Consider the following 24,054-nt stretch of genomic DNA (forward strand, 5'->3'; position numbering starts at 1 on the left):
ACCCCGGGGGCGGCGGTCAGAGCGAGGCGATCAGGCGGTCCACCCGCTCGTCGACGGCGCGGAACGGGTCCTTGCACAGCACGGTGCGCTGGGCCTGGTCGTTCAGCTTCAGGTGCACCCAGTCGACGGTGAAGTCCCGCCCGGCGGCCTGGGCCGCGGCGATGAAGTCACCGCGCAGCTTCGCCCGGGTCGACTGCGGCGGGGTGTCCTTCGCGGCCTCGATCTCGCCGTCGTCGGTGACCCGGTCGACCAGCGCCTTGCGCTGCAGCATGTCGAACAGGCCGCGGCCCCGGCGGACGTCGTGGTAGGCCAGGTCGAGCTGGGCGACCCGGGCGCTGGACAGGTCCAGGTCGTGCTTGGCCCGGTAGCGCTCCACCAGCCGGTGCTTGATCGCCCAGTCGATCTCGCGGTCGATCTTCGACAGGTCCTGGGACTCGATGGCGTCCAGCGTGCGTCCCCACAGCTCGACGACGCGCGCCATCGCCGGGTCCGGGTGCCCGGTCGCCTCCAGGTACTCGACGGCGCGGGCGTGGTACTCGCGCTGGATGTCCAGCGCCGAGGCCTCCCGGCCACCGGCCATCCGCACCGGGCGACGCCCGGTGAGGTCGTGGCTGATCTCGCGGATCGCGCGGATCGGGTTGTCCAGGGTGAAGTCCCGGAACTGGACGCCGGCCTCGATCATCTCCAGCACCAGGGTGGCCGACCCGACCTTGAGCAGGGTCGTCACCTCGGACATGTTCGAGTCCCCGACGATCACGTGCAGCCGCCGGTAGCGCTCGGCGTCGGCGTGCGGCTCGTCGCGGGTGTTGATGATCGGCCGGGACCGGGTCGTCGCGGAGGAGACGCCCTCCCAGATGTGCTCGGCGCGCTGGGACAGGCAGTAGACCGCGCCGCGCGGGGTCTGCAGGACCTTCCCGGCACCGCAGATGAGCTGGCGGGTGACCAGGAACGGCAGGAGCACGTCGGCGATCCGGGAGAACTCGCCCTGCCGCGCGACGAGGTAGTTCTCGTGGCAGCCGTAGGAGTTGCCCGCGGAGTCGGTGTTGTTCTTGAACAGGTAGATGTCGCCGCCGATGCCCTCGTCGACCAGCCGTCGTTCGGCGTCGACGAGGAGGTCCTCGAGGATCCGTTCACCGGCCTTGTCGTGGGACACCAGCTGGGTCAGGGAGTCGCATTCCGCCGTGGCGTACTCGGGGTGCGACCCGACGTCGAGGTAGAGACGGGCACCGTTGCGGAGGAAGACGTTGGAGGACCGGCCCCACGACACCACCCGACGGAAGAGGTAGCGCGCCACCTCGTCCGGGGACAGCCGGCGCTGCCCGTGGAAGGTGCACGTGACACCGAACTCCGTCTCGACCCCGAAGATCCGACGCTGCATGCCGTTCAGGGTAGGCGCCCGACCCCCTCTACTGTCACGACTGTGAGTGGATGGTTCGAACGCGTCGCCCGCAGGTCCCGTCGACTGGACCGCGGGGCGGACTCGGTGTCCCGGGCCGACCGGGCGGTCACCGAGTTCATCTCGAGCCGTCCACCGAGCCGGGTGGACACCTCGCTGCGGCGGCTGACCCGCACCGCCGACCACAGCGTGCTGTGGTTCGCGATCGCCGCGGTGCTGTCGGTGCGCCGGGGAGCCGGGCGCAAGGCGGCGATGCGCGGGATCGCGTCCATCGCGCTGACCAGCTTCACCGCGAACGCGCTGCTCAAGCCGTTGTTGCCGCGCCGGCGCCCGGCCGCGGCCGAGCTGCCGGCCTACCGGACGGTGGCCGACCCGCCGTCGTCGTCGTCGTTCCCGTCGGGGCACGCCGCCTCGGCCGCGGCGTTCGCGACGGCGGTGGTGATGGAGAACCGCCGGGCCGCACCGGTCGTGGTGCCGCTGGCGGCGCTGGTGGGCTGGTCACGAGTGCACGTGGGGGTGCACTGGACCTCCGACGTGCTCGTCGGCGCGGCGATCGGCACCGGCGTGGCGAAGCTGACGAACCGCTGGTGGCCGGTGCGCCCCAGCGACGAGGCCCGTGCCCGCCCGATCGACACCGTGCCGGCGCTGCCGCAGGGCGAGGGCCTGGTCATCGTGTCGAACCCGTTCTCCGGGCCGCCCGACACCGACGTGTCCGAGGAGGTCCGGGAGCGGCTGCCCGCCGCGCACCACCTGGTGGTCGGCGACGGGGTGAAGGTCGAGGACATGCTGGAGGACGCGCTGGCCGAGCGCGGGCAGTGGGTGCGCGCCGTGGGTGTCGCGGGCGGCGACGGCACCGTCGCCACCGCCGCCGCGGTCGCCGACCGGCACGGCCTGCCGCTGGTCGTCGTGCCGGGCGGGACGCTGAACCACTTCGCGCGCGACGTCGGCGTCTACGACACCCAGGAGGCCGTCGACGCCACCCAGGCCGGGGAGGCCGTCGCGGTCGATCTGGCGCTGGTCGAGGCCCACCCGGGCCGGCTCGACGACCCCGAGGACATCTCGGTCACCCGCACCCGCTACTTCATCAACACCGCCTCGATCGGCTCCTACCCGGAGCTGGTGCGGCTGCGGGAGCAGTGGCAGCCGCGCTACGGCAAGTGGCCGGCGTTCGCCGCGGCCCTGATCACCGTGCTGCAGCGCTCGGAGAAGATCAGCGTGAAGATCGAGGGCCGCTGGTACAAGGTGTGGTTCCTGTTCGTCGGGAACGGGCCGTACTACCCGCGCGGCGCGGTCCCGGCGTGGCGGCCGACGCTGGACTCGGGCCTGCTCGACGTGCGCTGGCTGCGGGCCGACGTGCGGTTCTCCCGGCTGCGGGTGGTGATCGCGCTGATCCTGGGCGCCCTGGGGCACAGCCGGGTCTACCACCAGCGGGAGGTGCCCAGCCTCGACGTCGAGCTGCTGGAGCCGAGCATGCTGGCCACCGACGGCGAGGTCGTCGAGGAGGCCGGGCGCTACACCTTCCGGCTCGCCGAGAAGCCGATCCCGGTCTACCGCCGCGACGAGGAGCGCTGGACCGGGCGGGACCGGCCGTTCCAGGGGTGAGACCCGTGCTGCTGCGCTCGGTCCGCCCGCTGCGGCCCGGCTGCGACGGCCTGGGCGGTCCGGTCGACGTGCTCCTGGACGGGGGCCGGGTGCGCGCCGTGGGCGCCGGGCTCGACCCGGGCGGCGCCGAGGTCGTCGAGTGCGACGGGCGGGCGCTGCTGCCGGGGTTGTGGGACCACCACGTGCACATGGCCCAGTGGGCGCTGGCCCGCCGCAGGCTGGACGTGTCCGGCGCCCGCTCGGCCGCCGACGCCGCGGCGCTCGTCGCGCGGCGGCTGGCGACCGCGCCACCGGCCGCCGGTGAGGTGCTGGTCGGGTTCGGGTTCCGCGACGCGCTGTGGCCCGACGAGGCGCACCGCGCGCTGCTCGACCCGGTCACCGGTGACACCCCCGTCGTGCTCGTGTCCGGGGACCTGCACCAGGGCTGGCTCAACGGCGCCGCGCTGGCCCGCTTCGGGCACGACGGGCACCCGACCGGCCGGATCCGGGAGTCGGAGTTCTTCGCCGTCGTCTCCCCCGCGCTGCAGGACGCGCCGACCGAGGCCCTCGACGGGTTCGGCGCCGACGCCGTCACCGCGGCCTCGGCACGCGGGGTGGTCGGCGTCGTCGACTTCGAGGCGCCGTGGTCGCTGCCGGACTGGCGACGCCGGATCGCCGGCGGCACGACCGGTTTGCGGGTCGAGGCGTCGGCGTGGCCCGACCGTCTCGACGACGCCCTGGCCACCGGGCTGCGCACCGGCGACGTCGTCGAGGGCACCGACGGCCTGCTCACCGCCGGCCCGCTGAAGGTGATCACCGACGGGTCGCTCAACACCCGCACCGCCTACTGCTACGACCCCTACCCCGCGCCGCCGGAGAACCCCCTGGAGCACCCGTGCGGGCTGCTGCTGGTGCCGCCGGACGAGCTGCGCCCGCTGCTGGCCCGTGCGCACGCGGGTGGGCTCACCGCGGCCCTGCACGCCATCGGTGACCACGCCAACACCCTGGTCCTCGACGCGTTCGCCGCGACCGGGGCCCGCGGGCGGGTCGAGCACGCCCAGCTGCTGACCGGCGACGACGTCCCCCGCTTCGCCGGTCTCGGCCTGGTCGCGAGCGTGCAGCCCGAGCACGCCCTCGACGACCGCGACGTCGCCGACCGGCTCTGGGCGGGCCGCACCGACCGGGCGTTCGCGTTCGCGTCGCTGCACCGCGCCGGAGCCCGCCTCGCCCTCGGCTCCGACGCCCCGGTCGCGCCGCTGGACCCGTGGATCGCGCTCGCCGCCGCCGTGCACCGCACCGCCGACGACCGGGACCGCTGGCACCCCGAGCAGGAGATCGACCGGGCGACCGCGCTCGACGCGTCGTTCGGGGTGGTCGACGGCGCGACCGCGGCGGTCGCCGTCGGCGCCCGGGCCGACCTCGTGCTCACCGAGGCCGACCCCACCTCCTGCGAACCGGCCGTGCTGCGCGCCATGCCGGTGGCCGGGACGCTGGTCGGCGGGCGCTGGACCCACCGCTCGGGGGTCTGAGGGTGCACCGCCGGGTCACCGGGCCGACCGGGCCGGGTGTGCTGGAGGAGATCGCGCTGCCGTCCGGGCCGTTGACGGTGCTGCGCCCAGCCGACCCGGACGTCGTGGCGTTCGAGCCGGTGCCGGGGCCCGGTGGCAGCGAGGAGCTGCACCCGCCCCACTGGGCGCGGCTCTGGCCCGCGGGCCGGGCGCTGGCGCACGCGGTCGACGAGGCCGGTCCGGGGTGGCTCGCCGGGCGTCGGGTGCTGGAGCTGGGGTGCGGGCTGGGACTGCCGTCGCTGGCCGCGGCCCGCGCCGGGGCCGGAACGGTGCTCGCCACCGACCGGTCGGCCGCCGCCGTCGCCTGGGTCGCGGCGTCGGCCCGCCGGTGCGGGCTGGCGGTGGGCACCGCGGCGGTCCCGTTCGACCGGGCGGGCGACGGCGGCGCGCGCTGCGACCTGGTGCTGGCCGCCGACGTGCTCTACGGCGTGGCCGCCGCCGACGCGCTCGCCGCGCTGCTGCCGCGGGTGACCGCCCCCGACGGGCAGGTGTGGCTGGCCGACCCGGGTCGCCCCGAGACGCCGCGCTGGCTCGCCGCCGCCCGGGAGGTCTGGACGGTCACGACCCGGCCGCTGCCCGACGGGGTGGACCTGCACGTCCTGCGCCGTCCCTGACCGTGCGGCGGGGTGTGCCGGGCGCTGCGGATGCCGTCGCCCCGACCGGCTGCGATCATGAGCGGTGCGCCGCGCAACGACCTCCGGAAGGGGTTCCGCCATCCTCCGACTGCCTCGGGCCGCCGCCTTCGCCGGCCTGGCCGTGACGTTCGCCGTGGTCATGCTCGGGGCGACGATGCCGACCCCGATGTATGCGCTCTACCAGCACGAGCTCGGGTTCTCCGCCACCGTCCAGACAGTGATCTTCGCCGTCTACGCGGTCGGGGTGCTCGCCGCGCTGCTGGTCACCGGACGGTGGTCGGACCAGCTGGGACGGCGGCCGATGCTGCTGGCGGGGGTGGCGCTGTCGCTGGCGTCGAGCCTGGTGTTCCTGGTGGCGGGCCCGGTGTGGGTGCTGCTGGTCGGACGGCTGCTGTCCGGCTTCTCCGCCGGCATCTTCGCCGGGGCGGCGACCGCCGCGGTCATCGAGGCCGCGCCGGAGTCCTGGCGGGAACGCGGGGCCGCGGTCGCGACCGTCGCGAACATCGGCGGGCTCGGGCTGGGCGCGGCGCTCGCCGGGGTGGCCGTGGAGTACCTGCCGGCGCCGCTGCACCTGTCCTTCGCGGTGCACGCCGTCGCCGTCGCGCTGTGCGGGCTGCTCGTGCTGGGCGCACCGGAGACCGTGACCGACCTGCCCGCGCGCCCGGTGTTGCGGCCCCAGCGCCCCGAGGTGCCGCCCGCGGTGCGCGCGGTGTTCGGGGTCGCCGCGACGGCCGGGGTCGCCGGGTTCGCGGTGCTGGGCCTGTTCACCGCGCTGTCCCCGCGGATCGTGTCCGAGCTGATCGGGAACCCGAGCCACGCCGTCGCCGGGGCGATGTCGCTGCTGCTGCTGGGCGCCTCGGTGCTCGCCCAGCTCGCGGTCCGCACCGCGCCGACCGGGCGGATCCTGCACCTGGGCTGTGTGCTGTTGGCGGCCGGGGCGGCGCTCGTCGCGGTGTCGGTGGCGCGGGGCTCGATGGTCGAGCTGGTCGTCGGCGCGGTGGTCGCGGGCGTCGGTCAGGGGATGACGTTCTCCAAGGGCCTGGCCGCGGTGAACGCGCGGGTGGCGGCCCACCAGCGGGCGGGGACGACGTCGTCGTACTTCGTGGTGCTCTACGTCGCGATCTCGCTGCCGGTGGTCGGGCTGGGGGCGGCGAGCCAGGCGTGGGGGCTGCGGACCGCGGGCATCGTGTTCTGCGTGGCGGTCGCGGTGCTCGCGCTGCTGGCGCTGGCGGCGCTGCTGGTGCTCGACCGTCGTGACGCGCGGAGCCCGGGGTGAGCCGTCACCGGTAGCCCGTCGTGTCGGCGGGCAGACCCGCGTCCTGCACCTCGGTGACGTAGCGCCAGGCGTCGGGGCGGGACCCGTCGACGTCGTCGACGCCGTAGACCCGGCCGAGCTCCCCCGAGGAGGTGGAGCGGCCGTTCCACCGGTGCCGGTCGGGGTCGGCGGCCAGCGCGGCGATCCCACGGCCGACGAACCGCGGTGTCTCCGAGATCGCGAAGTGCGGCTGGGCCGCGCACGCGTCGCGCCAGGTGTCGGCGGTGACCCCGTAGTGTTCCAGCATGATCTCCGAGCGCAGCCAGCCCGGGGTGACCGCGACGGCCGTTCCGCCGTGCCCGCGCAGCTCGTGCGCCCAGGACCGGGCCAGCCGGATCGGTGCGATCTTGGCCAGGTCGTAGAAGACGTTGAGCCGGTAGTTCTCGGCGTTGTAGGCGTCGGTGCCGTCGGTGATCTCGACGACGAGCCCACCCGGGGTCCGGGAGAGCAGCCGCAGCGCGTGGTGGGCGGTGACGAGGTGGGTGTCGATCGCCAGGCGCAGGGTGCGCAGCCCGTTGTCCAGGTCGTGCTCCCAGACCGGGGTGTCCCACTCGACCATCATCTCGCCGCCCCAGATGTCGTTGACCAGCACGTCGAGCCGGCCGTGGTCGCGCTCGACGCGCGCCACCAGCGTGGCGACCCTCGCGGGGTCGAGGTGGTCGGTCGGCACCGCGATGCCGGTCCCGCCCGCGGCGGTGACCAGGTCGGCGGTGTCCTCGATCGTCTCCGGGCGGTCGTACTCGGACCGACGGTCGCGGGTGGTGCGCCCGGTGCAGTAGACGACCGCGCCCGCGGCGCCCAGCTCGACGGCGATGCCGCGGCCCGCGCCGCGGGTCGCGCCGGCCACCAGGGCAATGCGTCCGGTGAGGTCCATGGTCCTCCTTATATAAACGAGTGTTCGTTCATATAAGCTGGTGTCATGCCCCGGCGCAAGCAGGTCCCCGACGCGGACGTCCTCGACCTCGCCCTCGGCGTCCTGCACACCGGCGGCGCCCAGGCGCTGACGTTCGCGGCGCTCGCGCAGGTCAGCGGTCTGGCCCCGGCCACCCTGGTGCAGCGCTTCGGCGGGAAGGCCGAGCTCCTGCACCGGGTGCTGATGCACGCCTGGGACCAGCTGGAGCGCCGGACCGCCGAGCTCGGCGAGGCCGCCGCGCCCGGGCCGGAGGGAGCCGTGGCCTTCCTGGTCGGGCTCTCCGCGCAGTACGGGGGCATCGACAGCTACGCCGACGCGCTGCTCGTGCTGCGCGAGGACCTGCTGGACCCCGAGTCCCGGCGCCGCGGCCGCGAGTGGCGGGAGACGCTCGGCCGGATCCTGGACACCTGTCTGGAGGGCCCGCCGGGCGCGGGCGCGGTGCTGGCGACCTACTGGCAGGGCACGTTGCTGTGGTGGAGCTTCGACCCGGCCCTCCCGGTGACCGAGTACGTGCGGCGCGAACTGACCGCGTTCGTCACGACCGTGCTGCGCCCGGCCTGACCGGCACAGGAGCGCGCCGTGGGACCGGCCGGCTTGTCACCGGCTCCCCGCACCCCGGGGAAGCCAGGGCGCGTCAGAGACCGTCGAGCTCGTCGCCGGTCACCAGCGGGAACCACGACGGCAGCGGCTCCGTCCCGCCGGCCACGGCCACCGGGCGTCCCAGCTCCCCCGCCGTGCGGGCGCGGACGGTGCGGCCCCGACCCCCCTCGTGCAGCCGCACCGCCGGCAGCGGCCGGGCCCGGGCGGCGGCGAGCTCGCCGGGGGTGTTGACGTTGGTCAGCGACGCCAGGTCCGGGTCGAGGCGGGCCAGCACCGGGTCGCTGCGCAGGGTCTGCTCGCCGATCCGGCGGACCGAGACCCGCTCGAACAGCGACGGCGGGCGCCCCCGCCCGGCCGCGGTCAGCCCGTCGATCACCGGGGCGAGCGTGGTGGCGTAGGCGGCGGCGAGCGGCTGGTGGTGCCCGAACGCCTCGGGCAGCGCGACGTCGTGGTCCCCGCGCAGGTCCAGCACCCGGGCGACGAACGCGGGATGCAGCAGCGGCAGGTCGACCGACGCGACGAACGCCACCTGCGCCCGGCCCGAGACGGCGGCGAGCCCGGCCCCGATCGCGGGCAGCGGGCCGAGGCCCGGCACCGGGTCGTCGACGACCTCGGTGCCCGGCGGGAGCTCCGGCAGGTCCTGCCCGGCGGCGCGGACCACGACCAGCGGCCCGTCCACCGCCCGGCCCAGGACGGCGACGGTGCGGGTCAGCAGCGCCGCCCCGTGCCAGTCCAGCGACGCCTTCGCCGTCCCCATCCGCGACGAGGCACCGCCCGCCGGCACGATCCCCGCCCCCGGCCGCCGACCCCCGTACCCGCGCACGCCGCCGATCCTCCTCCTACCCTGGGGGTCGACAGCGGGAGGGGATCGGAATGGGACGGCTCACCGTGCGGCGCCCGGTGCTGCACCTGAACGCGGACGGCAGCACCCGCTCGCGGCCGGACACCCTCGTCGCCGAGGAGCCGCTGGAGCTGCGCGTCGGGGGGAAGGCGCTGACGGTCACGATGCGCACCCCCGGCCACGACGTGGAGCTCGCGCACGGCTTCCTGCTGACCGAGGGTGTGATCGGCTCCGGGCTGGACCTGGCCGGGGCCCGCTACTGCAACTCCGTCGACGAGCACGGCCGCAACACCTACAACGTGCTCGACGTCGACCTGGCCGAGGGCGTCGCCCCGCCGGACGTGTCGGTGGAGCGCAACTTCTACACGACCTCGTCGTGCGGGGTGTGCGGGAAGGCGTCGCTGGACGCGGTGAAGCTCAAGACCCGGCACTCCCCGGCCGCGGACCCGCTGCGGATCGGCCGGGAGCTGCTGCTGGAGCTGCCCGACCGGCTGCGCGAGCACCAGAAGGTGTTCGGCTCCACCGGTGGGCTGCACGCCGCCGCCCTGTTCGACGCCGACGGCGATCTGCTCGCCGCCCGCGAGGACGTGGGCCGGCACAACGCGGTGGACAAGGTGCTGGGCCGGATGGTGATGGACGGCCGGGTGCCCGCGGCGGGCACCGTGCTGATGGTGTCCGGGCGGGCGTCGTTCGAGCTCGTGCAGAAGGCCGTGATGGCCGGGGTGCCGATGCTCGCGGCCGTGTCGGCGCCGTCGTCGCTGGCGGTGGAGCTGGCCGAGGAGTCGGGGATGACCCTGGTCGGGTTCCTGCGCGGCGACACCGGCAACGTCTACACCGGGGCCGAGCGCATCGACCTGTGAGTGCCGCCGCGCCCGGCGGTGGTCAGACGCGCGGGGTGAGCGTGGCCCAGGCCCGCTCGTGCCGGTCCACCACCCGGCGCAGCCGCCCCGCGGTCCCGGCCGGGCCGACCAGTGCGGCGACGGTGGCGACGACCAGCGCGCAGCCCGCGGCCTGCCAGCCGGTCAGGGTCTCCCCGAGCACCAGCATGCCGAGCACGACCGACAACACCGGGTGCACCAGCAGCAGCGCACCCGCGGTGCCCGGCGCCAGCCCGGCCGAGCCGCGCCCGATCAGCACCCAGGACACGACCTGCCCGGTCAGGGCCAGCACGATCAGCCAGGCCCATGTCGTCGCGGGCAGTGCCACCGCGATCCCGCCCCCGGCGACGCCGACGAGCCCGCAGGTCAGTCCGGCCCCGACGGTCGCCAGCGCGACCGGGGTCACCAGGTGGCGCGCACGGCGCCGCGACACCGAGCGGTTCAGGTGCAGGAAGCCGGCGTAGGCGATCCCGGCGAGGGTGCCGAGCACCGCGCCACGCACCGGTTCCGGCCCCCCGACGCCGGCGCCGAGCACCCCGCCGGCCAGCGCGATGCCACCCAGCAGCAGCGGCGCGGCGTACACCAGCCTGCGCGGCACCCGCTCGCCCGCGACGACCCAGGCGATCAGCGGCAGCGCCAGCACCTGGATGTTGAGCACGACGTTCGCGATCCCGGCGCCCGCGTCGAGCACCGCGTGGGTCCAGAGCAGGAAGTCCGCACCCAGGAACACCCCGGACAGCAGCGAGGTGCCGACCGTCGCGAGCGGGAGCCCGCCCACCCGCCGGTACTCGGCCAGTGCCCACGGACCCAGCACGACCAGGGCGAGCACGCACCGCCAGAACGACGCCGTCGCCGGGTCGGTACCCGCCATCGCGACGAGGATGCCGGTCCAGGCCAGGACGGAGGCGCCGGCGAGCAGGAGCAGGGCGGAGTGCGGGTCGGGGGCGGTGCGTGCGTTCACGTGATCCACGATCCCTCTCCGCACCGCGAAGATCCAATGATTGTTCCTACCCGATACCGCTAAGCTCTGCTGTGTGATCTCCTGGGACCGGCTGCGCGTGTTCGACGCCGTCGCCGAGCACGGCTCGGTCGGCGCCGCCGCGGCCGCACTGCACATCACCGGGCCGGCGGTGACCCAGCAGCTGCGCAAGCTCGAACGCGAGACCGGCACCCGGCTCGTCGAACCGGACGGGCGCGGCATCCGGCTCACCGCCGCCGGACACGTGCTGGCCGGGCACGCGGCCGCCGCGGCGGCGACCGTCGCCGGTGCCGAGCGCGACCTCGCCGCCCTGCACGACGACGCCGCCGGACCGCTGCGGATCGGCTCGGTCGCGAGCGCGCTGCGCACGCTTCTGCCCGAGGTCATCGACGGGCTGGCCGCCGCGCACCCGCGGCTGGTCCCCACCGTCGACGACGGCGAGGTCGTCGACCTGCTGCCCGCCCTGCAGTCCCGCGACCTGGACGCGGTGCTCATGGAGAGCTGGACGCAGGCCCCGGCCCGGCTGCCCGCCGGGATCCGGGTGACCGCGCTGGCCACCGAGCCCGCGATGCTCGCCGTCCCCGCCGACGACCCGCTCACCGGGCCCGATCCGGTGCCGCTGCGCACCCTGGCCGGTCGGGTGTGGACCTCCGGCCCGGTCGGCACCGAGCCCTACGCGGCCCTGCTGCAGCTGCTGCGCGGTGTCGGGTTCGAGCCGGACATCCGCTACCGGGTGGGCGACTTCGCCACCCAGCTGGCGCTGGTCCGCGCGCGGCTCGCGATCGCGCTGGTCCCGGGCATGGCGGTGGCGGGGTCGGCCGTCCCCGGCGGCACAGGCCCGGTCCCGGTCACCGCCGACGACGGCGTCCGGCTGCTCCCCTGCCGGCCCGCGGCGGGCCGCTCCCTGGTGCTGGCCACCCGCGGGTCCGACGCCGACCTGCCCGCGCTGCGCGCCCTGGTCGACGGCCTGCGCGCCGCCGCGGCCCGCATCATCCCCGCCTGACCGCCCCGGCCCGCAGCCACACCCCCTGGCCGCCAGCCACACCCGTCGCACTGGGTGTGACTGCCCGGGAGCGGGTGCGGATCCGCTCAGGCGAGCATGTCGCGGACCATCGGGATCACGCGGGTTCCGTACAGCTCGACGGCACGGAGGCGTGCCGAGATCGGCTGCGGGCCGACGGTGTAGATCAGGTCGAAGCGCTGGGCGCCCAGCGAGCGCACCGAGTCGGCGATGCGGCGGGCCACCGTCTCCGGGGACCCGACGTGCAGCGCCCCGTCGGCGACCTCGGCCTCGAACCGGGCGCGGTCCAGCGGGGGCCAGCCGCGCTGGGCGCCGATCCGGTCCATCTGCGCCTTGTAGGGGGCGAAGAAGATCTCCTTCGCCTCGGCGTCGGTGTCGGCGACGAACCCCGGCGAGTGCATGCCCACCGGCTTCGCCGCGTGCCCGAACTGCTCGACGGCGCGGTGGTAGAGGTCGACGTAGGGCGCGAACCGCCCGGCGGGGCCGCCGATGATGGCCAGCATCAGGCCGAGGTCGTGGCGGGCGGTGCGCACCACCGACTCCGGCGAGCCGCCGACGCCGACCCACACGGGCAGCCGGCGGCCGGTCGTCGGGAAGACCTCGATGCCGTCGATCGCGGCGCGGGTCCCACCCGGCCAGTTCACCGGCTTCTCGTCGAGGAGCTGCACGAACAGCTCGAGCTTCTCCTCGAACAGCCGCTCGTAGTCGTTCATGGAGTAGCCGAACAGCGGGAAGGACTCGGTGAACGATCCGCGGCCGACGATCACCTCGGCGCGGCCGTCGGACAGCGCGTCGAGCGTGGCGAAGCGCTGGTACACCCGCACCGGGTCGTCCGAGCTGAGGACGGTGACGCCGGAGGACAGCCGGATCCGGGAGGTCCGGGTCGCGATGCCGGCGAGCACCGTCTCCGGGGTGGAGATCGCGTACTCGGGGCGGTGGTGCTCCCCCAGCGCGACGACGTCGACGCCCACCCCGTCGGCCAGCACCACCTCGTCGACGACCTGACGGATGGCCTGCGGGTGCGACAGCAGCGTGCCGTCGTCGCCCACCGGGACGTCGCCGAAGGTGTCCATGCCGAAGATGATCTCGCTCATCCGGTCCCCCAGTTGGTTGATGGCTCAATCATGCCACGGGTTCCACGGGCCGGAGGCACCGCACGGCGGGGTGGTGGTGCTGGTCGACCACCCCGGACAGGACTAGCGCTCCCGCGCCCCCAGGCGACGCAGCAGGTTCGCTCCGAACCGGTCCCCGGTCACGTCCATCGTCGCCTTCATCGTGCGGGTCACCACCGGCGCCGCGAGCCGCGACAGCGGCATGTCGACGTCGACGGTCAGCGAGATCTCCAGATGTGTCGCGGGCGTGCCGTCCGGTTCCGGCTCGGCGGCGCTCAACGCGTAGTAGCCCTCCGCGCCCGCCCACTCGGTGGCCCCGGCGGGCGGTGCGTGGGTGAACTCGATCCGCTTGCCCTCGACGAAGGTCATCCGCTCGGTGAACACCGGCTTGATGCCCACCCCGAGCACCGCGATCCGCACCATGTGCCAGCGCCACAGCTCGTAGCCGTCGACGGCCGCGTCCCGCGCGGGGTCGGCCTCGATCCGGTTGAGCAGCGGCGTCAACGTCGGCAGCACGGCGGGGTCGGTCAGGACGCGCCAGACGTCGTCACGCGAGGCCGTCACGACGGCCTCGGACGCGGTGGTCGCGGAGAAGCGGGTCAGGACGCCCCGTCCCCACCCAGCGCCCCACCGGCGGCCGGGGTGTCGTCCCCGCCCGCCACGTCGGGCTCCGGCTCCTCGGTGCCGCGGTTCGCGGCCGGCAGCAGGTCCGCCAGCGCCGCCCCCTCGAGACGACGGAAGGTCCGCCGCGGACGGGTCCGGTCGAGCACCGCGACCTCGAGCGCCTCGGCGCCCAGGACCCGCGGCTGCGCGTTCGCACCGTTGCCGGCCGACGCCGGGTCCGCCCCGGGCACCTGCAGCCCGCCGAGCGCGACCTCGATCGCCGCGCCCAGCTCCAGGCCGTGCGCGTAGGTCTCGGACAGCTTCTGCGAGATCGGCTCGGTCTGCCCGCCCATGACGACGAACCGCGGCTCGTCGGTGATCGAGCCGTCGTAGGTGATCCGGTACAGCTGGTCCCCGGAGGCCTCGACGCCGACCTCGGCGACGCACAGCTCCACCTCGAACGGCTTCTGCTGCTCGACGAACGCCGTGCCCAGCGCCTGGGCGTAGGCGTTGGCCAGCATCCGGCCGGTCACGTCGCGCCGGTCGTAGGTGAACCCGCGGAAGTCGGCCATCCGGATCCCGCCGGTGCGCAGGTTCTCGAACTCGTTGTACCGGCCGACCGCGGCGAAGCCGATCTTGTCGTAGATCTCGGAGACCTTGTGCAGGGCCGTCGACCGGTTCTCCGCGACGAACAGCACGCCACCGGCGTAGGTCAGCACGACCACGCTGCGGCCGCGCGAGATGCCCTTGCGGGCCAGCTCGGAACGGTCGCGCAGCAGCTGGTCGACGGAGGAGTAGAACGGCATCGTCATGGGGAGGCGCTCCAGGCTCGTGCTTCGTGCAGGGAGGGGGTCAGCGGGACGGGCCGCCCGGGCGCTCCCGGCGCCCGGCGATCACCTGGTCGACGACGGCGGCGATCTCGGCCTCGTCGCGGCGCACGGCGCCCTCGGCGGTGATGCCGACGACCACCGGGTAGATGCGCCGCACCGTGTCCGGCCCGCCGGTGGCGGTGTCGTCGTCCGCGGCGTCGTAGAGCGCCTCGACCGCGGTGCGCACCGCGCCGTCGAGGTCTGCGGCCGGGTCGTGCAGCTTCTTCAGCGAGGACTTGGCGAACACCGAGCCCGATCCCACGGCGTGGAAACCGAGGTTCTCGTCGTACCGGCCGCCGGTGGGGTCGAAGGTGACGATCCGGCCGGCCTGGGCCGGGTCGGCGGCGTCGGTGTCGTAGCCCGCGAACAGCGGGACGACGACGAAGCCCTGCATCGCCGCGCCCAGGTTCTGGCGGACCATCCCGGCGAGCTTGTTGGCCTTGCCGTCCAGCGAGAGCGGGACGCCCTCGAGCTTCTCGTAGTGCTCGAGGTCCACCGAGAACAGCCGGACCATCTCCAGCGCGATCCCCGCGGAGCCGGCGATGCCGACCGCGGAGTGGGTGTCGGTGACGAACACCTTCTCGATGTCGCGCTGGGCGATCACGTTGCCCGCGGTCGCGCGCCGGTCACCGGCGATCACGACGCCGCCGGAGAACAGCAGCGCGACGATCGTGGTGCCGTGCGGGACGCCCAGGGCGTCGGCGGAGGTGCCGGGACCGGCTGTCCGGTCCAGGCCCGCGCCGGGGAGCAGGTGCGGGGCCGCGCCGCCGACGAAGTCGGAGAACGACTGCGACCCGGTCAGGAAGGTGCCGAGCTGACCCGTGTGGTGCCCGGGCACCAGCCCGGAGGTGACCGACGGCCGGAACTCCATCTCTCGGACGTGCCTTTCGTTCGAACTGCGTGCGCCGGGGGTCCCGCTCCCCCATCTCGGCGGGGGTCGGCGGCCCTTCCGGCACGGCCGGGCCCGCAGGTGCGGACCCGGCCGGGACGGTACTGCTGGTGCCGGGGTGCGGCACGGTGAATGGCCCCGTGGAGCTCACTCACCGCCCTTCTGCACGTAGGACCGCACGAAGTCCTCCGCGTTCTCCTCCAGCACGTCGTCGATCTCGTCGAGGATGGTGTCGACGTCCTCACCGAGCTTCTCGCGGCGCTCCTGGCCGGATCCGGACGCGTTCTCGCCGGACTCGTCGTCTCCGTCGCCGCCACCCTGGCGCTTGGTCTGCTCCTGGGACATGACGCTCCTCCTTGCAGATCTCCTCGCAGAGAATTGCCTGCCTGCTCACCCTACCTACCGGGGGCGACAAAATCGCCTGTTGCGCAGCGGCGTGTGATCCGCTTCCCGGCGGGACGGCTCAGGAGGCGGTGAGCTTGTCGACCAGCTCCTCGGCCGTCGACACCGCCTCGAACAGCTCCCCCACGTGCTTGCGGGTTCCGCGCAGCGGCTCCAGCGTCGGGATCCGGACCAGGGACTCGCGCCCCAGGTCGAAGATCACCGAGTCCCACGACGCGGCGGCGACCTCGACCGGGAACCGGCCCATGCAGGTGCCGCGGAAGTAGGCCCGGGTGTCCTCGGGCGGCTCGGTCATCGCCGCGGCGACCTGCTCCTCGGTGACCAGCCGGCGCATCGACCCCCGGGTGACCAGCCGGTTGTAGAGGCCCTTCGCCAACCGGACGTCGGAGTACTGCAGGTCGACCATCCCGAGCCGGCCCGACGCCCAGGTCAGGCCGTCGCGCTCGCGGTAGGCCTCGAGCAGCTTGAGCTTGGCCGTCCAGTCGAGCCGGTCGGCGGTCAGCATCGGGTCGCGCTCCAGGTCGACCAGCACCGACTCCCACTCCTCGACGACCTCGCGGGTGTCGGGGTCCCACTCCTCGCGGCGCGGGGAGACCGTCTGCTCCAGGTGCTCGACCGCGCGGGCCAGGTACTCCTGCTGGATCTGCACCGCGGTGAGGTGACGGCCGTCGGCCAGCGGGACGGTCCGCTGCAGCGTCGGGTCGTGGCTGATCCGCGAGACCGACTTCACCGGCTCGGCCAGGCGCAGGTCCTCGAACGAGCGCCCCTTCTCGATCATGTCGAGGACCAGGGCGGTGGTGCCGACCTTGAGCAGCGTCGCGACCTCGGACAGGTTCGCGTCGCCGATGATGACGTGCAGACGGCGGTACTTGTCGGCGTCGGCGTGCGGCTCGTCGCGGGTGTTGATGATGCCGCGCTTGAGCGTGGTCTCCAGGCCGACCTCGACCTCGACGTAGTCCGAGCGCTGGGCGATCTGGTAGCCGGCCTCGTCGCCCTGCTGGCCCAGGCCGACCCGGCCGGCGCCGCAGACGACCTGGCGGGTCACGAAGAACGGGGTCAGCCCGGTGACGATCGACGGGAACGTCGTCGAGCGGGCCATCAGGTAGTTCTCGTGGGAGCCGTAGCTGGCGCCCTTGCCGTCGACGTTGTTCTTGTACAGCTGCATCCGCGGCGCGCCCGGCACGGTGGCCGCGCGGTTCGCCGCCTCCAGCATGATCCGCTCGCCGGCCTTGTCCCAGGTCACGACGTCGCGCGGGGACAGGACCTCGGGTGTGGAGTACTCCGGGTGGGCGTGGTCGACGTAGAACCGCGCACCGTTGGTGAGGATGACGTTCGCCGCACCGAGGTCGTCGAGGTCGGTGTCGAGCTGCGGCGCCAGCGACGGCGCCGACAGGTCGAACCCGCGGGCGTCGCGCAGCGGCGACTCGACCTCGTAGTCCCAGCGCGCCCGACGGTTGCGGGGCACGTCCGCCGCGGCGGCGTAGGCGAGCACCACCTGCGTCGAGGTGACGACGGGGTTCGCGGTGGGGTCACCCGGCACGGCGATGCCGTACTCCACCTCGGTGCCCATGATCCGGCGGGCCGTCACGACCGGCCCCCTGCGCGAGAGTGCATTGCACGAGACTAACCGTCCGCGCCCCGGTCCGGGGTGCACCGCGGCCCGGCGGGATCATCGTGGCGTGACCGATCCCGCACGTGAGCGCCTGACCGTCTTCGACGCCGAGGGCAGGCCCACCGGCGTCGCCGAGCGCGGCGAGGTCTACGCGCGCTCGCTGTGGCATGCGACGACCGCGGTCCTGCTCCGCTCCGCCGACGGCACGCGGGCCTACGTGCACCGGCGCACCGACACCAAGCTGGTCATGGCCGGGATGTGGGACTGCCTGGCCGGCGGGGTCCTCGACGAGGGCGAGACGCCCGACGCCGGCGCCGCCCGCGAGCTGGGCGAGGAGCTCGGCGTCACCGGTGTGCCGCTGGAGAAGCTCGCCGTGGTCCCCTTCGACGCCGCCGCGCTGGGCGTCGACACCGGGCCCGGCACCGGCCCGGACGGGCTGCGGGCCCACGTGCACGTCTACCGCGCCTTCTCCGACGGCCCGGTGACCCACCAGCCCTCGGAGGTGGCCGAGGGCGGCTGGTGGACCCTCGACGAGCTGGTGGCCCGGATCGGCACCCCGGACCGGCCCTGGGTCCCCGACGGCCTCTACGTCACCCGCCTCCTCCTGGCAGATCTCGTCCGTTAAAGTCCTCGGGCCAGCGCGTTTACCAATGGGTAACATATGTCACCCACACCGGTACCTGAATCGGTCCATGCCGAGCGGGTCGCGCGACGCCACCCCGGGAAGGGCCCAGCGTGAGGCCTCCCCGACGGACCACCACACCCACCACGCGACAGTTCCAGGAGCCACCATGGTCAGCATCTCGGTCTCGGCCCGATCCCTCGCCGCCGCCAGGCTGATCGATCCCGATGTCAACACCGCCGCCGTGCAGGCCGCGGTGGAGGCGGCACTGGCCGCCGAGCGGCACGAGCAGCGCGTCGCCGCGAGCTCGACCACGCGTCGCGAGCACACGGCCCGGCGCGAGCCGGACGCCCGCAGGTCCTGACCCCCGGTACGCCGACGGGCCCGCACCCCGGGGTGGGGATGCGGGCCCGTCGCGGCCGTCGTCAGAAGTTGATCATGTGGCCGGCCAGGCCGTGGATCGCCTCCTGCAGGCACTCCGACAGGGTCGGGTGCGCGTGCACGTTGCGCGCCATCTCGTGGACGGTCAGGTCCCACTTCTGAGCCAGGGTCAGCTCGGGCAGCAGCTCGGTCGCCTCGGCGCCGATGATGTGCCCGCCGAGCAGCTCGCCGTAGGTGTCGTCGGCGATCAGCTTCACGAAGCCTGCGGGCTCGGCCAGGCCGTGCGCCTTGCCGTTCGCGGTGAACGGGAAGGTCGCGGTGTTGACCTTCCAGCCCTTCTCGTCGGCCAGCTGCCGGGCCTCGGCCTCGGTGTAGCCGAACGACGCGACCTGCGGGTTGCAGAAGGTCGCGCGCGGCATCATCTTGTAGTTCAGCTCCTGGGTCTCGGCGCCCGCCAGGGTCTCGGCGGCGACGATGCCCTGCGCCTCGGCGACGTGGGCGAGCATGAGCTTCGCGGTGACGTCACCGATCGCGTAGACGTGCTCCACGCTGGTGCGCATGTAGTCGTCGATCTCGATCGCGCCGCGCTCGGTGAGGTTCACGCCGAGCTTGTCCAGGCCGTAGCCGTCGACCCGGGGCGCGAAGCCGATGGCCTGCACGACCTTGTCCGCGCGCAGCTCCTCGCTGCCCTTGGACGAGGAGACCGAGACGGTGACGCCCTTGCCGTCGTCGGTGATGGACTCGACCTTGGTGGAGGTCCGCACCGTGACGCCGAGCTTCTTGTAGGCCTTGGCCAGCTCCTTGGACACGTCCGCGTCCTCGAGCGGGAGCAACCGGTCCAGGTACTCCACGATGGTGACGTCGACGCCGTAGTTGGCCAGCACGAACGCGAACTCGACGCCGATCGCACCGGCGCCGGCGATGATCACGCTCTCCGGCAGCTCACGGGTGAGGATCTGCTCCTCGTAGGTGACGACGCGCTCGGACAACTCGGTGCCCGGCAGCAGCTTGACCGTGGAGCCCGCCGCGATGATCACGTCGTCGTAGGTGACGGTCTCGTTGCCGCCCTTCGACAGCTCGACCTCGATCTCGCCCGGCTTGGTGAACCGACCGAACCCGTCGAACTCGGTGATCTTGTTCTTCTTCATCAGGAAGTGCACGCCCTTGACGCGCCCGTCCGCGACCGAACGGCTGCGGTCGAAGGCGGCGCCGAAGTCGAGCGACACCTCACCGGACAGGCCGAAGGTCTTCTGCTCCTTGGTGACGATGTGGGCGATCTCGGCGTTGCGCAGCAGCGCCTTGGACGGGATGCAGCCCACGTTGAGACAGACACCGCCCCAGTACTTCTCCTCGATCACCGCCACACTGCGGCCGAGCTGGGCGGCACGGATGGCCGCCACGTATCCACCGGGTCCGGCTCCGAGTACGACGACGTCGAAATGAGGCATGTGCCCAGCCTAGGACGCCTGAGCCGGGCTCGGGCCGTCCGGTCCCGAGTCCCGGGTCACCGGCCACTCCCCGCCACCGGACAGGTGGGCGACGACGGCCTCGCAGGCCTCGCGCAGCCCGGCCTGCTGAGCAGGGGTCAGGCCGTCGAACACCGCCTCGCGGACGCTCTCGACGTGGTCCGGTGCGGCGCCGGCCAGGACCTCGAAGCCGCGGTCGGTCAGATGGGCCAGCTGGCCACGCCGGTCGGTGGGGCACGACCGCCGTTCGATCCAGCCCGCCTCCTCCATCCGGGCCACCGCGTGCGACACCCGGCTGCGTGAGGACAGCGCGGAGTCCGCGAGGACGCTCATCCGCAGGGTCCGCTCCGGCGCCTCGGACAGCCGGACCAGGATCTCGTAGTAGGCCTGGGGCATCCCGGCCCCGGACTGCAGCCGTCGCTCGACCTTCTCCGAGACCAGCCGCTGCGCGGCCAGGAAGGCGCGCCAGGTGCGCTGCTCCTCGTCGTCGAGCCAGCGTGTGTGACCCACAGCACCCTCCGAAACATCTTGACGTGCGATCCGTTAGTTCTAGTATCGCTCTCAACAAGTGAGAGTTCAACTAGTTCTCCGGGAGAGATCATGACCACCGCCACCGCCATCCCCGGCTACGTCGTCGGCACCTGGGACATCGACGCTGCGCACTCCGACGTCTCCTTCTCCGTCCGTCACATGATGGTCAGCAAGGTCCGGGGCCGCTTCACCGGCGTGACCGGCGAGCTCGTCACCGCCGAGCGCCTCCAGGACTCCAGTGTGACCGCGACCGTGGACGCCACCTCGATCACGACCGGCCAGGAGCAGCGCGACGGCCACATCCGCTCCGCCGACTTCTTCGACGTGGAGAAGTACCCGGAGTGGACCTTCCGCTCCACCGGCCTCGTCGCGAAGGGCGGCGACGACTACGTCCTCGCCGGCGACCTGACCATCAAGGGCGTCACCCGCCCCGTCGAGTTCGCCCTCGAGGTCAACGGCTTCGGCCCGGACGCCTACGGCGGCACCCGCGCCGGCTTCACCGCGACCACCACCATCAAGCGCTCGGAGTTCGGCGTCGACATCGAGATGCCGATGGACGGCGGCGGCGTCGTGGTCGGCGACAAGGTCAGCGTCGAGCTGGAGATCGAGGCGGTCCTGCGCGCCTCCTGATCTCCGCACACGCGGCCACGGCCCCGGACCGGCGACGCCGGTACCGGGGCCGTGCCGCGTCCGTAGGCTGGCGCGGTGCGCAGCTACGCCGAGACGCCCCCGACCGGACCGCTGCGCGCCGTCGTCGAGGTGGCCTGGCAGGCGCGCTCGGGTGCCGAGCCGCACACCCAGCGAGTGCTGCCCGACGGCTGCATGGACCTGCTCCTGTCCGGTGGTGACCTCGTCGTCGCCGGACCGGACACCACCGCGCACCTCGCCACCTCGCCGGCGGGCGGGGTGACCACCGGCCTGCGGTTCCGTCCCGGCGCCCTCCCGGAGCTGCTGGGCGTCCCGGCGGACGCGCTGCGCGACCGCCGCGTCCCCCTCTCCGAGGTGCTCGACCCCGGACGGCGCAGGCTGCTCCGACCCGCCGCCCCCGGGACCGGCGACCCCGGCGACACGGGCAGCGGCGACGTCGTGTGGCTCACCCGGCTGGCACTCGCCCTGCGTATCGCCGCCGCGGACCGTCCGACGCCCGCTCCGCTGCCGCACGCCGCGCTGCGCGCCCTGGCCGGGGGTGTGCCCGCCGCCGAGCTGGCCGACCGGCTCGGCGTCACCGGCCGCACGCTGCACCGGCGCTGCGTCGCCACCCTCGGCTACGGACCGGCCGTCGCGCGGCGGGTGCTGCGCTTCCGGGCCGCGGCCGCCCTGCTCTACGACGGCGTCGCCCCGGCCGAGGTCGCCGCCCGCACCGGCTACGCCGACCAGCCCCACCTGTCCCGCGAGGTCCGCGCCCTGGCCGGGGTGTCGCCGGGCTCACTGCGGGCCGTCCCCGCCGCCGACGCCGCCGACATCCGCTAGCTCCCGTCGCCCGCGCCGGACGCCCCGTCCGGTGGCGCCCACCGGGCGTGCGCCGGCAGCGACGGACGCCGCACGGAGCCGGTGAGCAGCCCGGCGAAGGCGGCGGCGGCCGGGACCGGCTGCCGTCCCCGCGGCAGGACCAGCGCGATCCGCCGTCGTACGACCGGGTCGGTCAGCGGGACCGCGGTCAGCCCGGCGAAACCGGTGAGCGGCACGACCAGCCCCGGGACCGCCGTCGCACCGAGGCCGGCGGCGACGAGACCCGCCACCGCGGCGATGTTGCGGGCCGCCAGGCCACGGCCGGGCCGGCATCCAGACTCGTCCAGGGCGCGGTCCACGTGCTGGCGGATGCTCGTGGAGGAGTCGAAGTCGACGAACTCGACGCCGTCGAGCTCGGCCCAGCGCAGCGTGCTGCGCCCGGCGAGCGGATGGGTGGGAGGCACCAGAGCGCAGAACCTGTCGGCGGCCACCGGGGTGACCACGAGGTCGTCGGGGACACGGCCGTGCACCACGGTGACGGCGAGGTCGGCACGCCCCGAGCGCACCCGTGCGGTCACCTCGTCGGCCAGGGCGTCGGAGATCTCCGGGCGCACACCCGGCCGCTCCCGCCGGAACGCCGACACCACCCCGGGGAGCAGGATCGCGGCCAGCGAGGGCAGCGTCGCGATCCGCACGGTGCCCGCCCGCCCGTCCAGGACGTGTTCGACGTGGCGCAGCTCGGTCGCGACACCGTCCAGCGCCCGGCGAGCGGCCGCCACGACGGTCTCCCCCACCGGCGTCGGCTCCAGCCGCCGGGTGGTCCGCTCGAACAGCCGCGCCCCGAGGAGCCGCTCCACGTCGGCCACCGTGCGGCTCAACGACGGCTGCGCGGTCCGCAGCACGGCCGAGGCCGCGGTGAACCCACCCGCCTCGTGTACCGCGACGACGGCCCTGAGCTGCTGCAACGTCAGATCCATGTGCCCACCGCATCAGTCCATCCGGATTCGGTCTTTGACGATCATAGGTCCGCGCGCGCACCGTTCCCCCGGGCCGACGCCGGTCCGCCCCGCCGACGAGGAGGTCGACGATGCTCGCCGCGATCGGATTCCTGACCATCGCCGTGTTCCTGGCGGCCGTGCTGTCCGGGCGGGTGTCGGTGCTCCTGGCGCTGACCGTCGTGCCCGCGGCCGCCGCCGTCGTCGCCGGGCTGGGCGGCGGGCTGGGCGAGTACGTCGCGACCGGCCTGGAGACCGTCGCGCCCGTCGCCATCATGATCACCTTCGCGATCCTGTACTTCAGCCTGATGCTCGACACCGGGCTGTTCGACCCGGCGATCCGCCGGGTGGTCCGGTGGGCGGGCGGGGACCCGCTGAAGATCTGCGTCGGTACGGCCGCGCTGACGGTACTCGTCGCCCTCGACGGCGACGGCGCCTCCACCTTCCTGATCATGGTGAGCGCCATGCTGCCGCTCTACGACCGGCTCGGCATGCGGCGGATCGTCCTGGCGGCGTTGGTGTGCCTCGGCGCCGGGGTGATGAACATGATCCCCTGGGGTGGCCCGACGGCGCGGGCGATGGCCGCCCTCGACCTCACCGCCTCCGACGTGTTCGTGCCGCTGCTGCCCGCCATGACCGCCGGCATCGTCTGGGTGCTGTTCGCGGCCTGGGTCATCGGCCGCCGCGAGCGGGCCCGGCTCGGCGTCGTCGAGCTGCCCGAGCCCGCCGACGCGCCCGGGGCCGCCGGAGCGCCCGCCGTGTGGTCGCGGGCCGACCGGGTCAGGTTCGTGGTCAACGTCGTGCTGACCCTGGCCCTGGTGGTGGTCCTGCTCCTGCAGCTGGCCGACCTGCCGGTGGTGTTCCTCTGCGCCTTCGTCGTCGCGCTGCTGGTCAACCGGCCCACCTGGGACGGCCAGCGCGCGCTGTTCGAGAAGCACGGTCACAACGTCGTGCTGGTGACCGCGATGATCTTCGCGGCGGGTGTGTTCACCGGTGTCCTCGGCGGCACCGGGATGATCACCGCGATGGCGCAGTCGCTGGTCGGGCTCGTCCCCGACGGCGCGGGCGGAGCGCTGCCGGTGGCGGTGGCGCTGACCTCGATGCCGCTCAGCCTGGTGTTCACCCCGGACGCCTACTACTTCGGTGTCCTGCCGGTGCTGGCGGAGACCTCGGCGGCGCTGGGCGGCGACCCCGCGGAGGTCGCCCGGGCCGCGATCCTGGGCCAGATGACCACCGGGTTCCCGCTCAGCCCGCTCACCGCCTCCACCTTCATCCTGCTGGGGCTCACCGCCGTCGAGCTGGGCCGCCACCAGCGGTTCGTGTTCGGGTGGGCGTTCGGCACCACCGCCGTCATGACCGTCGTCGCGCTGCTCACCGGCGCCCTGAGCCTCTGAGG

Annotated in this window: 25 protein-coding genes; 12 read left to right on the forward strand and 13 right to left on the reverse strand. The window is 74.1% G+C overall.

The window, feature by feature from the left end:
• Positions 1 to 16: 16 nt before the first annotated feature.
• A complete protein-coding gene (gene pafA / locus Ae505Ps2_RS22455) occupies positions 17 to 1,378 on the reverse strand; it encodes a Pup--protein ligase (protein WP_075306313.1) in 1,362 nt (453 codons plus the stop codon).
• Between the two features lie 42 nt (positions 1,379 to 1,420).
• Here pafA and Ae505Ps2_RS22460 point away from each other — a divergent pair, with 42 nt between their 5' ends.
• From Ae505Ps2_RS22460 to Ae505Ps2_RS22475, 4 genes are all read left to right on the forward strand, one after another.
• Positions 1,421 to 2,998 carry a phosphatase PAP2 family protein gene (locus tag Ae505Ps2_RS22460; protein ID WP_226358165.1) on the forward strand — a complete coding sequence of 526 codons (1,578 nt, stop codon included), beginning with the start codon at positions 1,421 to 1,423 and terminating at the stop codon, positions 2,996 to 2,998.
• 5 nt (positions 2,999 to 3,003) lie between these two features.
• On the forward strand, positions 3,004 to 4,506 hold the full coding sequence (locus tag Ae505Ps2_RS22465) for an amidohydrolase family protein (protein WP_349289837.1): 1,503 nt from the start codon (positions 3,004 to 3,006) through the stop codon (positions 4,504 to 4,506).
• 2 nt (positions 4,507 to 4,508) lie between these two features.
• Positions 4,509 to 5,159: a methyltransferase domain-containing protein gene (locus tag Ae505Ps2_RS22470; protein ID WP_075306311.1), complete on the forward strand. Its 651-nt coding sequence runs from the start codon at positions 4,509 to 4,511 to the stop codon at positions 5,157 to 5,159.
• A 64-nt stretch (positions 5,160 to 5,223) separates the two neighbouring features.
• Positions 5,224 to 6,456 (forward strand): MFS transporter, encoded by a 1,233-nt coding sequence (locus Ae505Ps2_RS22475; RefSeq protein ID WP_337819503.1) that lies wholly within the window; start codon positions 5,224 to 5,226, stop codon positions 6,454 to 6,456.
• 4 nt (positions 6,457 to 6,460) lie between these two features.
• Here Ae505Ps2_RS22475 and Ae505Ps2_RS22480 read toward each other — a convergent pair whose 3' ends face one another.
• Positions 6,461 to 7,369, reverse strand: coding sequence for an SDR family oxidoreductase (locus Ae505Ps2_RS22480; protein WP_075306309.1), 909 nt, complete (start codon positions 7,367 to 7,369; stop codon positions 6,461 to 6,463).
• Positions 7,370 to 7,414: 45 nt separating this feature from the next.
• Here Ae505Ps2_RS22480 and Ae505Ps2_RS22485 point away from each other — a divergent pair, with 45 nt between their 5' ends.
• Positions 7,415 to 7,969, forward strand: a complete 555-nt coding sequence (locus Ae505Ps2_RS22485; RefSeq protein WP_075333446.1) for a TetR family transcriptional regulator — start codon at positions 7,415 to 7,417, stop codon at positions 7,967 to 7,969.
• A gap of 73 nt (positions 7,970 to 8,042) precedes the next feature.
• Here the strand turns inward: Ae505Ps2_RS22485 and Ae505Ps2_RS22490 are convergent, their stop codons facing one another.
• Complete coding sequence (locus Ae505Ps2_RS22490; protein WP_198932178.1) at positions 8,043 to 8,831, reverse strand: molybdenum cofactor guanylyltransferase; 789 nt, start codon at positions 8,829 to 8,831, stop codon at positions 8,043 to 8,045.
• Between the two features lie 50 nt (positions 8,832 to 8,881).
• Between Ae505Ps2_RS22490 and fdhD the strand changes: the two genes are divergently transcribed.
• Positions 8,882 to 9,709 carry a formate dehydrogenase accessory sulfurtransferase FdhD gene (gene fdhD, locus Ae505Ps2_RS22495; protein ID WP_075306304.1) on the forward strand — a complete coding sequence of 276 codons (828 nt, stop codon included), beginning with the start codon at positions 8,882 to 8,884 and terminating at the stop codon, positions 9,707 to 9,709.
• A 22-nt stretch (positions 9,710 to 9,731) separates the two neighbouring features.
• Here fdhD and Ae505Ps2_RS22500 read toward each other — a convergent pair whose 3' ends face one another.
• A complete protein-coding gene (locus Ae505Ps2_RS22500; protein ID WP_075306303.1) occupies positions 9,732 to 10,688 on the reverse strand; it encodes a DMT family transporter in 957 nt (318 codons plus the stop codon).
• A 73-nt stretch (positions 10,689 to 10,761) separates the two neighbouring features.
• On the opposite strand from Ae505Ps2_RS22500, the gene Ae505Ps2_RS22505 reads away from it, so the two are divergent.
• The gene (locus tag Ae505Ps2_RS22505) at positions 10,762 to 11,709 is read left to right on the forward strand and encodes a LysR family transcriptional regulator (RefSeq protein WP_020626592.1); all 948 of its coding nucleotides are present in this window, start codon (positions 10,762 to 10,764) and stop codon (positions 11,707 to 11,709) included.
• An 86-nt stretch (positions 11,710 to 11,795) separates the two neighbouring features.
• Here Ae505Ps2_RS22505 and Ae505Ps2_RS22510 read toward each other — a convergent pair whose 3' ends face one another.
• From Ae505Ps2_RS22510 to dop, 6 genes are all read right to left on the reverse strand, one after another.
• Positions 11,796 to 12,821, reverse strand: coding sequence for an LLM class flavin-dependent oxidoreductase (locus Ae505Ps2_RS22510; protein ID WP_075306301.1), 1,026 nt, complete (start codon positions 12,819 to 12,821; stop codon positions 11,796 to 11,798).
• 102 nt (positions 12,822 to 12,923) lie between these two features.
• Positions 12,924 to 13,403: a hypothetical protein gene (locus tag Ae505Ps2_RS22515; protein ID WP_075553965.1), complete on the reverse strand. Its 480-nt coding sequence runs from the start codon at positions 13,401 to 13,403 to the stop codon at positions 12,924 to 12,926.
• A gap of 35 nt (positions 13,404 to 13,438) precedes the next feature.
• Positions 13,439 to 14,254 (reverse strand): proteasome subunit alpha, encoded by an 816-nt coding sequence (prcA, locus tag Ae505Ps2_RS22520; RefSeq protein ID WP_075306297.1) that lies wholly within the window; start codon positions 14,252 to 14,254, stop codon positions 13,439 to 13,441.
• A gap of 40 nt (positions 14,255 to 14,294) precedes the next feature.
• Positions 14,295 to 15,182, reverse strand: coding sequence for a proteasome subunit beta (prcB, locus tag Ae505Ps2_RS22525; RefSeq protein ID WP_020626588.1), 888 nt, complete (start codon positions 15,180 to 15,182; stop codon positions 14,295 to 14,297).
• Between the two features lie 165 nt (positions 15,183 to 15,347).
• A complete protein-coding gene (locus tag Ae505Ps2_RS22530) occupies positions 15,348 to 15,545 on the reverse strand; it encodes a ubiquitin-like protein Pup (RefSeq protein ID WP_020626587.1) in 198 nt (65 codons plus the stop codon).
• A gap of 118 nt (positions 15,546 to 15,663) precedes the next feature.
• The gene (gene dop / locus Ae505Ps2_RS22535; RefSeq protein ID WP_075311775.1) at positions 15,664 to 17,172 is read right to left on the reverse strand and encodes a depupylase/deamidase Dop; all 1,509 of its coding nucleotides are present in this window, start codon (positions 17,170 to 17,172) and stop codon (positions 15,664 to 15,666) included.
• 109 nt (positions 17,173 to 17,281) lie between these two features.
• Here dop and Ae505Ps2_RS22540 point away from each other — a divergent pair, with 109 nt between their 5' ends.
• Together Ae505Ps2_RS22540 and Ae505Ps2_RS22545 are read left to right on the forward strand one after the other, a co-directional pair.
• Positions 17,282 to 17,839 carry an NUDIX domain-containing protein gene (locus Ae505Ps2_RS22540; protein WP_075306295.1) on the forward strand — a complete coding sequence of 186 codons (558 nt, stop codon included), beginning with the start codon at positions 17,282 to 17,284 and terminating at the stop codon, positions 17,837 to 17,839.
• 166 nt (positions 17,840 to 18,005) lie between these two features.
• Positions 18,006 to 18,200 carry a hypothetical protein gene (locus Ae505Ps2_RS22545; protein WP_020626584.1) on the forward strand — a complete coding sequence of 65 codons (195 nt, stop codon included), beginning with the start codon at positions 18,006 to 18,008 and terminating at the stop codon, positions 18,198 to 18,200.
• A 61-nt stretch (positions 18,201 to 18,261) separates the two neighbouring features.
• Here Ae505Ps2_RS22545 and lpdA read toward each other — a convergent pair whose 3' ends face one another.
• Complete coding sequence (lpdA, locus tag Ae505Ps2_RS22550; RefSeq protein ID WP_075306293.1) at positions 18,262 to 19,665, reverse strand: dihydrolipoyl dehydrogenase; 1,404 nt, start codon at positions 19,663 to 19,665, stop codon at positions 18,262 to 18,264.
• 9 nt (positions 19,666 to 19,674) lie between these two features.
• The gene (locus tag Ae505Ps2_RS22555; protein ID WP_020626582.1) at positions 19,675 to 20,193 is read right to left on the reverse strand and encodes a MarR family transcriptional regulator; all 519 of its coding nucleotides are present in this window, start codon (positions 20,191 to 20,193) and stop codon (positions 19,675 to 19,677) included.
• 90 nt (positions 20,194 to 20,283) lie between these two features.
• Here Ae505Ps2_RS22555 and Ae505Ps2_RS22560 point away from each other — a divergent pair, with 90 nt between their 5' ends.
• Positions 20,284 to 20,844 (forward strand): YceI family protein, encoded by a 561-nt coding sequence (locus tag Ae505Ps2_RS22560; protein ID WP_020626581.1) that lies wholly within the window; start codon positions 20,284 to 20,286, stop codon positions 20,842 to 20,844.
• Positions 20,845 to 20,919: 75 nt separating this feature from the next.
• Complete coding sequence (locus Ae505Ps2_RS22565; RefSeq protein ID WP_198932179.1) at positions 20,920 to 21,684, forward strand: helix-turn-helix domain-containing protein; 765 nt, start codon at positions 20,920 to 20,922, stop codon at positions 21,682 to 21,684.
• Here the strand turns inward: Ae505Ps2_RS22565 and Ae505Ps2_RS22570 are convergent.
• On the reverse strand, positions 21,681 to 22,640 hold the full coding sequence (locus Ae505Ps2_RS22570) for a LysR substrate-binding domain-containing protein (RefSeq protein WP_075333448.1): 960 nt from the start codon (positions 22,638 to 22,640) through the stop codon (positions 21,681 to 21,683). The two genes, Ae505Ps2_RS22565 and Ae505Ps2_RS22570, sit on opposite strands and share 4 nt — an antisense overlap.
• A 110-nt stretch (positions 22,641 to 22,750) precedes the next feature.
• On the opposite strand from Ae505Ps2_RS22570, the gene Ae505Ps2_RS22575 reads away from it, so the two are divergent.
• On the forward strand, positions 22,751 to 24,052 hold the full coding sequence (locus Ae505Ps2_RS22575) for a citrate:proton symporter (protein ID WP_075306289.1): 1,302 nt from the start codon (positions 22,751 to 22,753) through the stop codon (positions 24,050 to 24,052).
• The last annotated feature ends 2 nt before the right edge of the window (positions 24,053 to 24,054 follow it).

This window comes from Pseudonocardia sp. Ae505_Ps2 (genome assembly GCF_001932425.1).
GTDB lineage: Bacteria > Actinomycetota > Actinomycetes > Mycobacteriales > Pseudonocardiaceae > Pseudonocardia.

What these genes read in the sequence shown, in the direction of transcription:
- prcB (WP_020626588.1), bottom strand. Translation starts at nt 15,182, where the DNA reads ATGGAGTTCCGGCCGTCGGTCACCTCCGGGCTGGTGCCCGGGCACCAC.
- Ae505Ps2_RS22480 (WP_075306309.1), bottom strand. Translation starts at nt 7,369, where the DNA reads ATGGACCTCACCGGACGCATTGCCCTGGTGGCCGGCGCGACCCGCGGC.
- dop (WP_075311775.1), bottom strand. Translation starts at nt 17,172, where the DNA reads ATGGGCACCGAGGTGGAGTACGGCATCGCCGTGCCGGGTGACCCCACC.
- Ae505Ps2_RS22575 (WP_075306289.1), top strand. Translation starts at nt 22,751, where the DNA reads ATGCTCGCCGCGATCGGATTCCTGACCATCGCCGTGTTCCTGGCGGCC.
- Ae505Ps2_RS22560 (WP_020626581.1), top strand. Translation starts at nt 20,284, where the DNA reads ATGACCACCGCCACCGCCATCCCCGGCTACGTCGTCGGCACCTGGGAC.
- Ae505Ps2_RS22570 (WP_075333448.1), bottom strand. Translation starts at nt 22,640, where the DNA reads ATGGATCTGACGTTGCAGCAGCTCAGGGCCGTCGTCGCGGTACACGAG.
- lpdA (WP_075306293.1), bottom strand. Translation starts at nt 19,665, where the DNA reads ATGCCTCATTTCGACGTCGTCGTACTCGGAGCCGGACCCGGTGGATAC.
- Ae505Ps2_RS22530 (WP_020626587.1), bottom strand. Translation starts at nt 15,545, where the DNA reads ATGTCCCAGGAGCAGACCAAGCGCCAGGGTGGCGGCGACGGAGACGAC.
- fdhD (WP_075306304.1), top strand. Translation starts at nt 8,882, where the DNA reads ATGGGACGGCTCACCGTGCGGCGCCCGGTGCTGCACCTGAACGCGGAC.
- pafA (WP_075306313.1), bottom strand. Translation starts at nt 1,378, where the DNA reads ATGCAGCGTCGGATCTTCGGGGTCGAGACGGAGTTCGGTGTCACGTGC.
- Ae505Ps2_RS22545 (WP_020626584.1), top strand. Translation starts at nt 18,006, where the DNA reads ATGGTCAGCATCTCGGTCTCGGCCCGATCCCTCGCCGCCGCCAGGCTG.
- Ae505Ps2_RS22510 (WP_075306301.1), bottom strand. Translation starts at nt 12,821, where the DNA reads ATGAGCGAGATCATCTTCGGCATGGACACCTTCGGCGACGTCCCGGTG.
- Ae505Ps2_RS22485 (WP_075333446.1), top strand. Translation starts at nt 7,415, where the DNA reads ATGCCCCGGCGCAAGCAGGTCCCCGACGCGGACGTCCTCGACCTCGCC.
- prcA (WP_075306297.1), bottom strand. Translation starts at nt 14,254, where the DNA reads ATGACGATGCCGTTCTACTCCTCCGTCGACCAGCTGCTGCGCGACCGT.